Source organism: Micromonospora sp. DT201 (assembly GCF_049841575.1).
Taxonomy (GTDB): Bacteria; Actinomycetota; Actinomycetes; order Mycobacteriales; family Micromonosporaceae; genus Micromonospora.
The window spans coordinates 399,849-413,579 of sequence record NZ_JBNCKP010000003.1; the positions used below are offsets into that span (position 1 = coordinate 399,849).

The following is a 13,731-nucleotide window of genomic DNA, read 5'->3' on the forward strand; positions in this document are numbered from 1 at the left end:
ACGTCAGACCGGTGACGGTGGCCCCACCGGCCGGGGTGCGCGCAGGGGGCATGCATCCCGGCCGGTTCCGCCGCGTCCGCCGTACGCCTCGCGCTCGTGCTCGTGCGACAGCCGGCGAGGCGGTGCGGACACGCCCGTCTTGGGAGTTCCACGTTCGCCCCCTAGCCGGGAGGGTCCGGCGCGGCTAGCGTCTAGGCATGGCACGGGGTTCTCCCGAGCCAGCCGGTCCGCCCGGATCTGCGACCTCGCGCATGGGGTTCCGCATCCGACCCCGTGTCCCCGGGCACCGGAGGAGGCGGAACACGGGTGGCGGGTGCCCATCCGTCGGAGCAGGCCTGTGACGACTCGCCGTACCACCGCCGGTGCCGACCAGACCCCGGCCGCGACTTCCGTGACCCGCCGCGCCACCAGGAGCCGCCGCACGGCGGCCGCTGCGCCGGCCGACCCCAAGGAGCCGCGACCAGCCGGCCAGGCCTTTGTCCTGGACACTTCCGTGCTGCTCTCCGATCCGGCGGCGTTCCACCGGTTCGCGGAGCATGAGGTGGTGCTGCCTCTGGTGGTCATCACCGAGCTGGAAGGCAAACGGCATCATCCGGAGCTGGGCTGGTTTGCCCGGCAGTCGCTACGGATGCTCGACGACCTGCGGGTCCGGCATGGTCGACTCGACCGGCCGGTGCCCGCCAACGATGTCGGCGGCACCCTGCGGGTGGAGCTGAACCACACCGACGACGGGGTGCTGCCGCCTGGTTTCCGCACCGAGAGCAACGACGCCCGGATCCTCTCCGTCGCACTCAACCTCGCCGGCGAGGGGCGGGAGGTGACCCTGGTCAGCAAGGACATGCCGCTGCGGGTCAAGGCGGCCTCGGTGGGTCTGCGCGCCGACGAGTACCGCCACGGCCAGGCCAGCGACCCGACCTGGACGGGCATGTCCGAGATGGAGTTGAGCGAGGAGCAGATCGGCCAGTTGTACGCGGGGGAGACGCTCGATCTCGACGAGGCGGCCGGCCTGCCCTGCCACACCGGCCTGGTGCTGCACTCGGGGCGTGGTTCAGCGCTCGGTCGGGTGCTGCCGGACAAGTCGGTCCGGTTGGTCCGGGGCGACCGGGAGGCGTTCGGGTTGCACGGCCGTTCGGCTGAGCAGCGTGTGGCCCTCGACCTGCTGCTCGACGAGGCGATCGGGATCGTCTCGCTGGGTGGCCGGGCCGGCACGGGCAAGTCGGCGCTGGCGCTGTGCGCCGGGCTGGAGGCGGTGATGGAGCGACGCCGGCACAAGAAGGTGATCGTGTTCCGCCCGTTGTACGCCGTCGGTGGTCAGGAGTTGGGCTACCTGCCGGGTTCGGAGTCGGAGAAGATGTCGCCGTGGGCCCAGGCGGTCTTCGACACGCTCGGCGCGGTGGTGCACGAGAACGTGTTGGAGGAGGTCACCTCGCGGGGCATCCTCGAGGTGTTGCCGCTGACCCACATCCGGGGGCGCAGCCTGCACGATGCCTATGTGATCGTGGACGAGGCCCAGTCGCTCGAGCGCGGGGTGCTGTTGACCGTGCTGTCCCGGATCGGGCAGGGCTCCCGGGTGGTGCTCACGCACGATGTGGCCCAGCGGGACAATCTGCGGGTCGGCCGGCACGACGGCGTGACCGCTGTCATCGAGGCGCTCAAGGGCCACCCGCTCTTCGCCCACGTCACACTCAGCCGTTCGGAGCGGTCTCCGATCGCCGCAATGGTCACGGACCTCCTGGAGGACATCCCGATTTAAAGGTGCTTATGCGGGCTTTTGTCCGCATTATTGATGTGGCGCAGATCACAAACACGCTGGTTGGTTTCCCATCGGCCTCACTGTGCGCAATCGTGTCTCACGAGCGCCCATGCACCACAGGGATCGTTGGTGATGGTTCGTCCCGAGACGGACGACATCGGCAGCGGTCGGTGCGTCGGCGCGACCGGCAACCGGTCGGGGCGCTCGTGGCACGGCTGACGGCCCGCCTGTGGCCCGCGCCGCGCCGCGTCCTTGCCCCCGACGAAGGGACCACTTCGTGAGTCGGCTGTGGAGCCGGTTGGGCGCCCGTACGGCTGCTGTAGCGCTGCTCTCCGTGGGCGTTGCCGGTGGCTTCTACCTGGGCGAAGATCGGGAAACCCAGCAACAGGGCCTGACCGCGCAGGTCGGCCTTGAGGTCGACCGGGTCGATCTCGCCTACCAGCGTGAACGGCAGGCCACCAACCAGGTGAAGTTCGCCCAGCAGCGGGCCGCCGAATACCAGGCCAAGCTGCGCGCGGCGCAGGCCGCCAAGGATGCCGCCGAGCGGGCACGCAAGGCCGAGGCCGCCGCGGCGTCCCGCAAGCGCGAGCGCGCCGAGGCCAACGCCCCCGCCAAGCCGTACGACGGGCCGATCCCGGCGTCCTGCGAGGAGTTCAGCGGCAACCGCAAGACCGGCTGCGCCCTGATGATCGGCGCGGGCTTCGGCATCGCCGAGTTCCCCTGCCTGGAGAAACTCTGGACCAAGGAGAGCGGCTGGAACCACAAGGCCAACAACTCCTCGTCCGGGGCGTACGGAATCCCGCAGGCCCTGCCGGGCAGCAAGATGAGTAGCGTCGCCAGCGACTGGCGGACGAACCCGGCCACCCAGATCAAGTGGGGGCTGGGCTACATCAAGGGCAGGTACAAGACACCCTGCGGGGCCTGGAGCTACTTCCAGAACAACGGCCACTACTGACGGTGTCGACGGCGGGGCGGGTGGGCGACCACCCGCCCCGCCGTCGCATGTACGCCGACTGTTTGAACGGGACGCGAGTGGCGGTCGGCAGCTTTTGCTGATAGCAGTTGTGGGGTGACCCTGCACCCGTCAAGTGGCGACCCCTACCGGTTCGGCACCGAGGCGTTCTACGCCGCGCTCGGCCGAGCGTTCGTCGCCATGTGCGCGGTGGTCCCGTTCCTCTTCCTCATCGAGGCCGTCGACCAGGGGCTCGCGTTCGGCCTGGACGCCACCGCGGGCATCATCCCGCAGCGCATCGACGGGCTGGACGGGGTCTTCTTCTCCCCGTTTCTCCACCACGGCTTCGACCACCTCTACAGCAACAGCATCCCGCTGATCCTGCTGGGCACCTTCGTCCTGGCCGCCGGCGCCCGCCGATTCCTCTGGTCGACCCTGGTCATCATCCTGGTCAGCGGGCTCGGCGTCTGGTTCACCGGCTCGCCCAACTCGGTGGTCGTCGGCGCCAGCGGCGTCATCTTCGGTTACCTGGGCATCCTGCTCACCCGGGGCATCGTCGAGCGCAGCTGGTGGAACTTCGCGGTCTTCCTGCTGGTCGGCCTGCTCTACGGGTGGCAACTGGTCGGCATTCTCCCCACCGACGAGCGGATCTCCTGGCAAGGCCACCTGTTCGGGCTGCTGGGCGGGGTGGTGGCGGCGATCCTGTTCCGCCGACGGCGGCCAACCGTGGATGGCTCGGACTACTCGGGTTCCACGCTCAGCCTGCCCTGACCAATTCCTCGGCGCGCCTCTGGGACGTGCTTGCCGGACCGCCGCCGTCCGCCTACGGTCGAGATCAGCAAGCGTTGATCCGTAAGCGGAAAGCGACGGTACGCCATGCGCGAGGTCGATGTCGCCGTGATCGGGGCCGGTCCGGCCGGTCTCTTCGCCGCGTACTACGCGGGGTTCCGAGGGTTGTCAGTGGCGGTGATCGACGCGCTGCCCGAGCCGGGCGGTCAGATCACCGCCATGTACCCGGAAAAGTTGATCCTCGACGTGGCCGGCTTCCCCGCCGTCAAGGGCCGGGACCTGGTGGCCAACCTGGTCGCCCAAGCTGCCCCGTTCGCGCCGCAATACCTGCTCGGCACTCGTGCGGAGAAACTCTCGTACGCCGATGGCCGCCCGGTGCTCGGCCTGGCCGGCGGCGAGCAACTCGCGTGCGGGGCGGTCGTCGTCACCGGCGGGCTCGGCAGCTTCAGCCCTCGGCCGCTGCCGTGCGCCGACGGTGCCCCCGGCACCGGGGTCGTCTACTTCGTCACCGACCCGGCCGAGCTGGCCGGTCGGGACGTGCTGATCGTCGGTGGCGGCGACTCGGCCTTCGACTGGGCGCTGGCGCTGCAGCCGTTGGCCCGTTCGGTGACCCTGGTGCATCGACGGGAAAAGTTCCGGGCGCATGCCTCGACGGTCGCCCGGGTGCTGTCGCTTCCGGTGCGGGTGGTGGTCAACGCCGAGGTCAGCCGGCTTCTCGGGGACGGCACGGTGACCGGCGCCGAGGTGACCGTGCGCGGTGGTGCGACCGAGACGCTGCCGGTCGACATCGTGGTGGCGGCCCTCGGCTTCACCGCCGACCTGGGCCCACTGGCCGAGTGGGGGCTACGCCTGGATCGCCGGCACATCCTTGTGGACAGCGCGATGGCGACGAACCTGCCGAGGGTCTTCGCGGCGGGTGACATCACCGAATACCCGGGCAAGGTCCGGCTCATCGCAACCGGCTTCGGCGAGGCGGCGACGGCGGTCAACAACGCGGCCGTGGCCATCGACCCGAGCGCACACCTCTTTCCTGGGCACTCCTCCGAAGCCGGCTGATCGCGGCACCGAGGGCGGACCGGTTCGCGTCCGTGCTGGTCATCCGCCGCGAGAGCGATCAGCTCAGCGGCGGGCGGGTGGCGCCAGTGCGGCGATCAGCACCGCCACCATGGTCAGCGCCGCCCCGAGCAGGGTGTTCACACCGGGGTGCGAGGCCGCCGTGGGAAGGATCAGGTCCAGCAGGACGGCGCCCACGATCTGCCCGGCGATGGTGGCGAGGCCGAGCAGCAGCACACCGGTGAAGCGCACGATCGCGGCGGCGATGGCGATGAACACGATGCCGATCGGGCCGCCCAGGTAGAGCCAGGGCTCGCTCGGCAGGTCGCCGTTCGGCCAGCCGCGTACGGCGATGTCGATCGCGAACGCGACCAGCAGGGTGACAGTGCCGACGGCGAAGTTGACGAGCGTGGCGGTCAACGCGCTGTCGGCCGCTGCCCGGACCCGGCCGTTGACGGCCTGCTGCCAGGCGATACCCACCCCGGCGAGCAGCGGCAGCAGGGCCAGCGCCAGTGCGCCCGGGTCACCGAGTCGGTCGCCGACCGCCAAGCCGACCGCCAGCACGGTGAGCACCGCGCCGGCCAGCCGCTGCCGGGTGACCGGCTGCCGGCCCGTCGGCCCGATCCCGGCCCGATCCACGGCGAGGCTGCTGCCGGACTGGCCGGCGACCACCGCCACGGTGAAGACCGCCACGCCCAACGTGCCGATGGTGAGCCCCTGGGTGGCCACCAGGAACGCCCCGCACATCCCACCGAGGCACTGCCACGGCCGTAGCGTGCCTGTCCGCAGGGCCTTCCGCGTCGCGACCAGCCCTCGCCGACCACCGGGGGTCGCGGGCACCAGCACCAGCAGCACCAGCAGGCCGATGCCGAACGAGACGACCGCAGCGGCGAAGCCGTCGTCGAGGCGTACCCCCAGCTCGCCGTTGATTCGCGACTGCACCGCCACCGCGACCCCGGAGACCGATGCCAGCGCGACACCGGTGATCCGGCGGGCGGCCGACAGGGTCTGCGGTGCCGCCGTGTCGGTGGCGGTCACTCCTGCTCGGCCAGCGGACGACCATCAAAGTCGACCGCGGAGTAGAGCGCCAGCTTCTCCAGCCGGTGGTAAGAGTCGATCACCCGGATGGTGCCGCTCTTCGATCGCATCACGATCGACTGGGTGTACGCCCCGCCGGCCCGGTAGCGCACCCCGCGCAGCAGATCCCCGGAGGTGACGCCGGTCGCCACGAAGAAGCAGTTGTCACCGGTGACCAGATCATCGGTGCCCAACACCCGGTCCAGGTCGTGCCCGGCCGCGATCGCCTTCTCCCGCTCCTGCTCGTCGCGCGGCCAGAGTTTGGCCTGCATCGCACCGCCCATGCACTTCAGCGCGCAGGCGGAGATGATGCCCTCCGGGGTGCCGCCGATGCCCATCAGCACGTCGACCTCCGACTCGCCCCGGGCAGCGGCGATGGAGCCCGCGATGTCGCCGTCGGAGATGAATCGGATGCCCGCCCCGGTCCGGCGAATCTGTGTGACCAGGTCGTCGTGGCGGCTCCGGTCCAGCACGCAGACCGTCACCTCCGAGACGTCGGTGCCCTTCACCTTGGCGATCCGACGTAGGTTTTCGGCCACACCGGCGTTGATGTCGATCACATCGGCGTACGCCGGCCCGACGGCAAGCTTCTCCATGTAGAACACGGCGCTGGGGTCGAACATCGCACCCCGCTCGGAGACGGCGAGCACCGCCACGGCGTTGGGCATGCCCTTGCTCATCAGGGTGGTGCCGTCGACCGGGTCGACGGCGACGTCCACCTCCGGGCCGGTGCCGTCGCCGACGTGTTCGCCGTTGAAGAGCATCGGGGCGTTGTCCTTCTCGCCCTCGCCGATCACCACCACACCGCGCATCTGGATCGAGTTGATCAGTTTGCGCATGGCGTCGACGGCGGCCCCGTCGCCGCCCTCCTTGTCGCCCCGGCCCACCCACCGACCGGCGGCCATCGCGGCGGCCTCGGTGACCCGGACCAGGTCGAGGGCGAGGTTTCGGTCGAGATCCTGTGGGATCCGCGTCCTGGTGTTGGTCATGACGGCTGCTCCTCCTCGCGACGGTGCGGGGACGGCCGGTGGCGGGGTGGCCCCACTGCCGGCTCTGTCGCTGATCCTCACACGATGGCCGACCCGGCGTTGGCGCGGGGCGGTGATGGCCCGGATACCGCCGGTCGGGCGGCTGCGAAGATAGAGGGGTGGAACCCGCACAGCCAGCCGACCGCGTACCCGCCGACCGCACGCCGCCCGACGGCCAGCCGCCTGTCGACGTCCCCGCCGGCCCCGATGGTGGGCCCGCCGGGAACGATCCGACGCCACCGCCTTCGGTGAAGCCCGCCAAATCCGAGCGGTCGCCGAAGGACATGGCGATCTCGTTGCTGGTGCTGCTCGTCCCGATCGTGCTGCTGCTGGCGTTCTATCGGGGCTTTCTCGGTGGTGATCAGGCCACCACGGTCGATCCGGCCCCGGCCATCGAGCAGGCCCGGGCGGCGAACACGTTCCCGGTGAGTCAGCCGCAGGGGCTCGGCTCCGGTTGGTCGACGGTCAGCGCCCGCTATCAGACCGTCGAGGGCGGTGCGAATCTGCGGATCGGCTACCTCACGCCGGAGGGGCGGGGTGTCCAGCTCGTAGAGAGCAGCGTGCCGGCGGAGCGGCTGCTCCCCGCGGAGTTGACCAAGCAGGGCCAGCCCCAGGGCACCACCGAGCTGTCCGGGCGGACCTGGCAGCTCTACACGGCCCGGGGGAACCAGCAGGCCCTGGTCCTGCTGGAGCCGACCCGCACGGTGATCGTCATCGGCGATGCCCGGGACAACGAACTACGGGAGCTTGCTGGCGCGCTGCGCTGACCGGGCTCGGCCGGTCGACGGATCCCGTGGCAGGGACAACCGGACAGGCGGGTGATTGTCCGACGCCCCAACAGGGAACAGAGAGGGAGTGATCCGGGCGCGCTGCTCGGCCCGGATCGCGCGACGCAGCCGACGGTGCTGCTGCGCCGCCCGGTTTCCGGCGCCGTCCAGGTCGTCGGGTGACCCTCTTGGGAGACACGTATGACTGTTCGACGACTCGGCGTCGGCCTGGTAGCCGCCGCTCTGATCACGCCCGCGCTGGCCGCCTGCGCCAGCACTGGAACCGGCACCCCCGGATCGACCGCGTCCCCGACGGCGACCGCGTCCGGCACGGCGAGCCCGTCCGGTGGCGCGCCGGTGGCGGGCGACGCCAAGCAGGCCCTGCTCGACTCCACCAAGGAGATCAGCAGCGGCAACTTCCGCTTCACTCTCACCGGGGCCGGCTCCACGGCCGAGGGGCAGGTGCACCAGCCGAGCCAGAGCGCGGCGATGAAGGTCGCGATCGGCGGCCCCTCATCCGACCTGACGATGAAGCTCGACGTCATCCACTACAAGCCGGACAGCTGGGTGAAGCTGGAGCTGACCGGCCCCGCCGCCAACAGCCTGCCCGCCATCAAGCAGCTCAACCTCGGCAAGTACCAGCACCTGGACCAGTCCCGGATCAAGGGCAACCGCAGCCTCGGCTTCGACTTCGAGAAGGTCGACCCGGCCGGCAGCGCGGTTCTCACCCAGGGCATCACTGAGGTCCGCAGCACCGGCACCGGCGCGTACGCCGGCACCATCGACGTCACCAAGGCCGCCGAGGCGGGCTCGCTGAACGCCGCCACGATCGCCGCTCTGGGCACCCAGGCGAAGACGGTCCCGTTCACCGCGAAGGTGGACCCGCAGGGCCGCCTCAGCGAGCTGGTGCTGCAATTGCCGGCCGCCGGGCAGACCACCGCCCAGCAGATCCGGATGACGTACTCCGACTACGGTGCCGCCACCACCGCGCAGAAGCCGCCGGCGGACCAGGTCGTCGAGGCGCCGGCCGAGCTGTACAGCCTGTTCAACTGACGTATGCGGGTGGGGCGGCTTCGGCCGCCCCACCGGCGGTCAGGAAGCAGGCTCCTGCCGGGCGGCGTCGATCCGCGCCCGCGCGCCATCCAGCCAGCGTTGGCAGATCACCGCCAGCGCCTCGCCGCGCTCCCAGAGCGCCAGCGACTCCTCCAGGGACGTGCCGCCGGCTTCCAGCCGCTCGACCACCGAGGCCAGCTCGGCGCGGGCCTGCTCGTAACTGAGCCGCTCGTCCGGCCCGGCCTTCGTGTCGTCAGTCATCGCGTCCATCTCAGCACACCGCTCCCCAGGTCACCGTGTCGCCACTCAGCCGTCGACCGTGGCGGTCAGCTCGCCGTCGGCCAGCCGTACCCGCAACGGGTCGCCCTTGCCAACATCCGCCGCCGCGCGGACGACGTGGCCGTCCGCGCGCTGCACGATCGCGTACCCCCGGTCGAGGGTGGCGGCGGGGGAGAGCGCGCGCAGCCGCGCCAACGTGTGGCGCAGGTCGTCGTCGGCGGCGGCGAGCCGATGCTCCAGGCAGCGGCCGGCTCGCTGGCGCAACGCGGCCAACTCCGTCGCCCGATGCTCCACCATCACCTGGGGGCGGGCCAGCACTGGTCGGGACCGCAGCCCGTCGAGCCGGTGCGTCTCGCGGTCGACCAGGTTGCGCACCGCCCGTTCGAGGCGGTGCCGGGCCTGGCCGATGAGGCGTACCTCCTCGGTGAGGTCGGGGACTACCCGCTTGGCCGCGTCGGTCGGGGTGGAGGCGCGGACGTCGGCGACGTAGTCGATCAGCGGCGCGTCCGTCTCGTGGCCGATCGCGCTGACCACCGGTGTACGGCAGCCGAACACCGCGCGGCAGAGCGCCTCGTCGGAGAAGGGCAGCAGGTCTTCGATGCCGCCGCCGCCCCGGGCGATGATGATCACGTCGATGGTCGGGTCGGCGTCCAGCACCTTGAGCGCGTCGACGATCTGCGGCACCGCGGACGGGCCCTGCACGGCCACGTTGACAGTACGGAATTCCACTGCTGGCCAGCGTCGCCGAGCATTGGTCAGCACGTCCCGTTCCGCCGCCGACGCGCGACCGGTGATGAGCCCGATCCGGCCGGGCAGGAACGGCAGCCGGCGCTTGCGGGCACGGTCGAAGAGGCCTTCGGCGGCGAGCAGCTTCTTGAGTTTCTCCAGCCGGGCCAGCAGTTCTCCGAGCCCCACCTGGCGGATCTCGTCGGCCCGCAGGCTGAGCGTGCCCCGGGCGGCGTAGAACTCCGGTTTGGCGTGCAGCACCACCCGGGCGCCCTCGCGCAGCTCCGGTGCCCCGGCGTCCAGTACGTCCCGGTTGGTGGTGACGGTCAGGCTCAGGTCGGCCGACGGGTCACGCAGGGTGAGGAAGACAGTGCTGGCTCCAGGGCGGCGACTGATCTGTGCCACCTGCCCGTCCACCCACACCCAGCCGAGCTTGGCGATCCATGCCCCCACCTTCTGGCTGACCACCCGCACCGGCCAAGGCTCCTCAGCGCTGCTGCCCCCGCCGCCCCCACTCCGCCCACTCTCAGCCACCCGCCCACCCTACGGACCCTCGCGGTGATCAAGAGATTTGCGTCAGTCCCGGGCGCGTTCCTGACGCAAACCTCTTGATCACCGGGACGGGAGGGCGGCACGTAGGATGGACGGGTGACTGAGGCTGAGGCGACTCCACGGACCGGCAAGCGCGTGCTCCTGGCAAAGCCCCGCGGCTACTGCGCTGGCGTCGACCGCGCGGTGCAGACCGTGGAGGAGGCACTCAAGCTCTACGGCGCCCCGATCTACGTGCGCAAGCAGATCGTGCACAACAAGCACGTCGTGCAGACCCTGGAGGCCCAGGGCGCGATCTTCGTGGAGGAGAACGAGGAGGTGCCGGTGGGAGCCACCGTCATCTTCTCCGCGCACGGCGTGGCTCCCGAGGTCTACGAGCAGGCCAAGCAGCGCTCGCTGAAGGCGATCGACGCGACCTGCCCGCTGGTCACCAAGGTGCACCACGAGGCGAAGCGGTTCGCCGCCGAGGACTACGACATCCTGCTCATCGGCCACGAGGGGCACGAAGAGGTCATCGGCACCGCCGGTGAGGCCCCCGCTCACATTCAACTGGTCGACGGCCCGGACGGCGCCGACAAGATCACCGTCCGTGATCCGGAGAAGGTCGTCTGGCTCTCCCAGACCACCCTCTCCGTCGACGAGACGCTGGAGACGGTGGCTCGGCTCAAGCAGCGACTGCCGCTGCTGCAGTCCCCGCCCAGCGACGACATCTGCTACGCCACCTCCAACCGGCAGCACGTCGTCAAGGAGATCGCCCCCGACTGCGACGTCGTGATCGTCGTCGGCTCGACGAACTCCTCCAACTCGGTCCGCCTGGTCGAGGTCGCCCTGGACGCGGGCGCCCGCGCCGGTCACCTGGTCGACTTCGCCCACGAGATCGACGACGCCTGGCTGGAGGGGGCCAACACGGTCGGCCTGACCTCCGGCGCGAGCGTCCCGGACGACCTGGTCCAGGAGGTGCTGGCTTACCTCGCCGCGCGGGGTTTCGCCGACGTCGAGGAGATCACCACCGCCAACGAACGGCTCACGTTCTCGCTCCCGCAGGAACTGAAGCGGGACATGAAGGCCGCAGCGGCGCGCGGCTGAGGAATGGGAACGAACTCGGCCCGGCGTACGTCAGATTCGGCATGAGGACCTTTCGGCTCGCTGTCGCCGCGCTGACCGTCTGCGTGGCGCTGAGCGCCTGCGGCAGCCAGGACGCCGGAGGCGGCGCGCCCACCCCGTCAGCGACGGGAACACCGCCGGTGACCAGCCAGCCCACGCCCGACCAGCCCACACCCGACCCGGCCGCCACGCCGACGACCGTCGGCCCCGCACCGACCGCCGTGCCATCGCGCCCGAAGCCTGGCGGCCCGAGCACGCCCCCCGGGGTCGGGGCCACCACCCTGACCGGCACCGTGCAGGGCGGCGTGGAACCCAACTGCGTACTGCTCGACGGCTACCTGCTCCTCGGCGGTCCGCGTGACGTGCTGACGCCGGGTGCGCGGGTGGAGGTCACCGGCCGGGTCGAGCCCGGCATGATGACCACCTGCCAGCAGGGCACCCCGTTCGTCGTGTCGAACGCCAGCCGGTCCTGACCACCAGCGCTAACGGGCCGAGACCTCGTCGTCGGCCGGATCGGCCAGCTCCGGTGCCTGTGGCTGTCGGGGCGTCAACTCGACCTGCGCCGGCGTAGGCAACTCCTCGTCCGAGACACCCAACTCGGCGAGCTTGCGCGCGCTGACCAGCACCCGGGCCTCCAGCGAGCCGACCGCCCGGTTGTACGCGGTCACCGCACCAGCCAGCGACGACCCGAGCTTGCCCACGTGGTCGCCCAGGGTGGAGAGCCGACCGTAGAGCTCGCGGGCGAGGGTGTGCACGGCGAGTGCGTTACGGGCCAGCGCCTCCTGCCGCCACGAGTACGCGACCGTCCGGAGCAGGGCGACAAGCGTGGCCGGTGTGGCCAGCACCACGTTGCGGGTGAAGGCGTGCTCCAGCAACGTCGGGTCACGTTGGAGCGCGACGTCGAGAAACGGATCGGCGGGGACGAACAGCACCACGAACTCTGGCGAGCTGTCGAACGCCGACCAGTATGACTTGGCGGCCAGCGCATCGACGTGCCCTCGCAGGTGCCGGGCATGCGCGTCGAGGTGGGTGTCCCGGCCGCGCTCGTCGCGGGCCTCCATGGCCGTCAGGTACGCGTCGAACGGTGCCTTGGCGTCCACCACCACCGATCGGCCGCCGTGCAGCCGGACCACCAGATCCGGGCGGACGACCTGCTGGTCAGTGGCGGCCGTGACCTGCTCGGAGAAGTCGCAGTGCTCCAACATCCCGGCCGCCTCGACGATCCGGCGCAGCTGGTGCTCGCCCCAGCGACCCCGCACCTGTGGCGCCCGCAGCGCCGCCACCAGCTGCTTGGTCTCGGTGCGCAGCTCACCGGAGACGGCGTTCATCGAGCGGACCTGCTCGCGCAGCTCGGCGTACGCGTCGACCCGGTCGTGCTCCAGCTCGGCGACCCGCTGCTCGTAGCGGCGCAGGGTGTCGTGCAGCGGCGCGACCGCGCGGGCCACTGCCTCCTGGGACTGCGCGGTGGCCTCGTAGCTCAAGGCCCGCATGGACTGCTCCAGGCGGCCCTCGCCCTCCCGGGTGGCAGCCAGGGTGGCATCGAGGCGGGCGATGTCGACCGCCGAGCGGGACCGGGCCGCGAGCCAGCCCACCGCCCCGCCGGCGCCGAGGCACACGATCACCAGGAGCAGGGTCGAGACGTCCATCACCGGAGCTTGCCAGACGGCTGCGACGAGACAGCCGGGAGTACGGTCGAAGATATGGAACTTGTGTTGTGCCTCGCCGTCGTGCTGGTCGGCGCGTTGGGCGCTGCGGCACTCATCCGCGCTCAGGCCAGCGCGCGTCAGCGTACCGAGCTCGCCGATGCCCGCGCCGAGGCGCAGCGGTGGTACGAACGCCTCGGCGGCCAGTTGATGAACCTGCACGGCGAAGAACCGGCGGTACGCCAGGCGCTGGCCGATGCTGGCGAGCGGTACAACGCGGCAGGCTCGCAGCTGGAGCAGGCGCGTACGTCGCACCAGTTCGGGCTGGCCCGGGAGACCGCGCTGGAGGGGCTGTCGTACATCAGGGCGGCGCGTACCGCGCTGGGCATCGATCCGGGGCCGGAGGTGCCGACGCTGGCTGCCGCTCGCGGCGTTGGGCAACTCACCAAGGAGCGCGAGGTCGACGTGCAGGGGCAGACCTTCCGGGCTGGTCCGCAGCCCGGGCGGGAAACGCCCTACTACTACCCCGGTGGGCGTTATCAGGGTCGGCCGGTGCCGTCCGGCTGGTATTCGACGCCGTGGTGGAAGACGGCGCTGGGTGCTGGTGCCGGTGTGCTCGGCGGCGTCCTGATCGCCGACGCGCTGTTCTCGCCCGCCTTCGCCGACCCCGGGTACGGCTATGACGCCGGCTACCAGGAGGGCTTCGGCGACGGCGCCGAGCAGGGCGGGGACGGCAGCGACCAGGACTTCGGCGGCGGCGACCAGGGTGGCGACGTCGGCGGCGGCGACTACGCCGGTGGGGACTACGCCGGTGGGGACTACTCCGGCGGTGACTTCGGCGGCGGCGACTTCGGTGGCGGTGGCTTTGGTGGCGGCGACTTCGGCGGCGGTGACTTCGGCGGCGGCGACTTCTGACCGACTTGGAAGTAGGCCCCGGTCGCTACGACCGGGGCCTACT

The 13,731-nt window shown here is 71.0% G+C and carries 14 protein-coding genes; 9 read left to right on the forward strand and 5 right to left on the reverse strand.

All coding sequences use genetic code 11. The annotated features are described in order from the left end of the window. Positions 1-337 precede the first annotated feature (337 nt). From ACLQ28_RS08890 to ACLQ28_RS08905, 4 genes are all read left to right on the forward strand, one after another. Complete coding sequence (locus tag ACLQ28_RS08890) at positions 338-1,753, forward strand: PhoH family protein (RefSeq protein WP_425685699.1); 1,416 nt, start codon at positions 338-340, stop codon at positions 1,751-1,753. Positions 1,754-2,030: 277 nt separating this feature from the next. Next, positions 2,031-2,708, forward strand: a complete 678-nt coding sequence (locus ACLQ28_RS08895; protein WP_425685700.1) for a transglycosylase SLT domain-containing protein — start codon at positions 2,031-2,033, stop codon at positions 2,706-2,708. A gap of 114 nt (positions 2,709-2,822) precedes the next feature. Then, complete coding sequence (locus tag ACLQ28_RS08900; protein ID WP_425685701.1) at positions 2,823-3,476, forward strand: rhomboid family intramembrane serine protease; 654 nt, start codon at positions 2,823-2,825, stop codon at positions 3,474-3,476. A 105-nt stretch (positions 3,477-3,581) separates the two neighbouring features. Further along, a complete protein-coding gene (locus tag ACLQ28_RS08905) occupies positions 3,582-4,550 on the forward strand; it encodes an NAD(P)/FAD-dependent oxidoreductase (RefSeq protein WP_425685702.1) in 969 nt (322 codons plus the stop codon). A gap of 63 nt (positions 4,551-4,613) precedes the next feature. Here ACLQ28_RS08905 and ACLQ28_RS08910 read toward each other — a convergent pair whose 3' ends face one another. After that, complete coding sequence (locus ACLQ28_RS08910; protein WP_425685703.1) at positions 4,614-5,585, reverse strand: DMT family transporter; 972 nt, start codon at positions 5,583-5,585, stop codon at positions 4,614-4,616. Then, on the reverse strand, positions 5,582-6,613 hold the full coding sequence (glpX, locus tag ACLQ28_RS08915; protein ID WP_425685704.1) for a class II fructose-bisphosphatase: 1,032 nt from the start codon (positions 6,611-6,613) through the stop codon (positions 5,582-5,584). The genes ACLQ28_RS08910 and glpX overlap by 4 nt, the downstream gene beginning before the upstream one ends. Before the next feature lie 158 nt (positions 6,614-6,771). Here glpX and ACLQ28_RS08920 point away from each other — a divergent pair, with 158 nt between their 5' ends. Next, the gene (locus ACLQ28_RS08920; RefSeq protein ID WP_425685705.1) at positions 6,772-7,419 is read left to right on the forward strand and encodes a DUF4245 domain-containing protein; all 648 of its coding nucleotides are present in this window, start codon (positions 6,772-6,774) and stop codon (positions 7,417-7,419) included. Between the two features lie 201 nt (positions 7,420-7,620). Next, positions 7,621-8,472 carry a hypothetical protein gene (locus ACLQ28_RS08925; protein WP_425685706.1) on the forward strand — a complete coding sequence of 284 codons (852 nt, stop codon included), beginning with the start codon at positions 7,621-7,623 and terminating at the stop codon, positions 8,470-8,472. 39 nt (positions 8,473-8,511) lie between these two features. Here the strand turns inward: ACLQ28_RS08925 and ACLQ28_RS08930 are convergent, their stop codons facing one another. Next, positions 8,512-8,733, reverse strand: coding sequence for an exodeoxyribonuclease VII small subunit (locus ACLQ28_RS08930; RefSeq protein WP_030328827.1), 222 nt, complete (start codon positions 8,731-8,733; stop codon positions 8,512-8,514). A gap of 45 nt (positions 8,734-8,778) precedes the next feature. Beyond that, positions 8,779-10,011 carry an exodeoxyribonuclease VII large subunit gene (gene xseA, locus ACLQ28_RS08935; protein WP_425685707.1) on the reverse strand — a complete coding sequence of 411 codons (1,233 nt, stop codon included), beginning with the start codon at positions 10,009-10,011 and terminating at the stop codon, positions 8,779-8,781. Positions 10,012-10,125: 114 nt separating this feature from the next. Between xseA and ACLQ28_RS08940 the strand changes: the two genes are divergently transcribed. Next, complete coding sequence (locus ACLQ28_RS08940) at positions 10,126-11,112, forward strand: 4-hydroxy-3-methylbut-2-enyl diphosphate reductase (RefSeq protein ID WP_425685708.1); 987 nt, start codon at positions 10,126-10,128, stop codon at positions 11,110-11,112. Between the two features lie 41 nt (positions 11,113-11,153). Beyond that, entirely contained in the window at positions 11,154-11,603 is a 450-nt protein-coding gene (locus ACLQ28_RS08945; RefSeq protein WP_425685709.1) for a hypothetical protein, read from the forward strand. 9 nt (positions 11,604-11,612) lie between these two features. Here the strand turns inward: ACLQ28_RS08945 and ACLQ28_RS08950 are convergent, their stop codons facing one another. Continuing rightward, positions 11,613-12,776, reverse strand: a complete 1,164-nt coding sequence (locus ACLQ28_RS08950) for a DNA recombination protein RmuC (protein WP_425685710.1) — start codon at positions 12,774-12,776, stop codon at positions 11,613-11,615. A 54-nt stretch (positions 12,777-12,830) separates the two neighbouring features. Between ACLQ28_RS08950 and ACLQ28_RS08955 the strand changes: the two genes are divergently transcribed. Then, positions 12,831-13,688 (forward strand): hypothetical protein, encoded by an 858-nt coding sequence (locus ACLQ28_RS08955; RefSeq protein ID WP_425685711.1) that lies wholly within the window; start codon positions 12,831-12,833, stop codon positions 13,686-13,688. The last annotated feature ends 43 nt before the right edge of the window (positions 13,689-13,731 follow it).

Excerpts from the sequence above, each read along its gene's own strand:
- ACLQ28_RS08950 (WP_425685710.1), bottom strand. The coding sequence starts at position 12,776 with ATGGACGTCTCGACCCTGCTCCTGGTGATCGTGTGCCTCGGCGCCGGC.
- ACLQ28_RS08905 (WP_425685702.1), top strand. The coding sequence starts at position 3,582 with ATGCGCGAGGTCGATGTCGCCGTGATCGGGGCCGGTCCGGCCGGTCTC.
- ACLQ28_RS08955 (WP_425685711.1), top strand. The coding sequence starts at position 12,831 with ATGGAACTTGTGTTGTGCCTCGCCGTCGTGCTGGTCGGCGCGTTGGGC.
- ACLQ28_RS08945 (WP_425685709.1), top strand. The coding sequence starts at position 11,154 with ATGAGGACCTTTCGGCTCGCTGTCGCCGCGCTGACCGTCTGCGTGGCG.
- ACLQ28_RS08925 (WP_425685706.1), top strand. The coding sequence starts at position 7,621 with ATGACTGTTCGACGACTCGGCGTCGGCCTGGTAGCCGCCGCTCTGATC.
- ACLQ28_RS08930 (WP_030328827.1), bottom strand. The coding sequence starts at position 8,733 with ATGACTGACGACACGAAGGCCGGGCCGGACGAGCGGCTCAGTTACGAG.
- glpX (WP_425685704.1), bottom strand. The coding sequence starts at position 6,613 with ATGACCAACACCAGGACGCGGATCCCACAGGATCTCGACCGAAACCTC.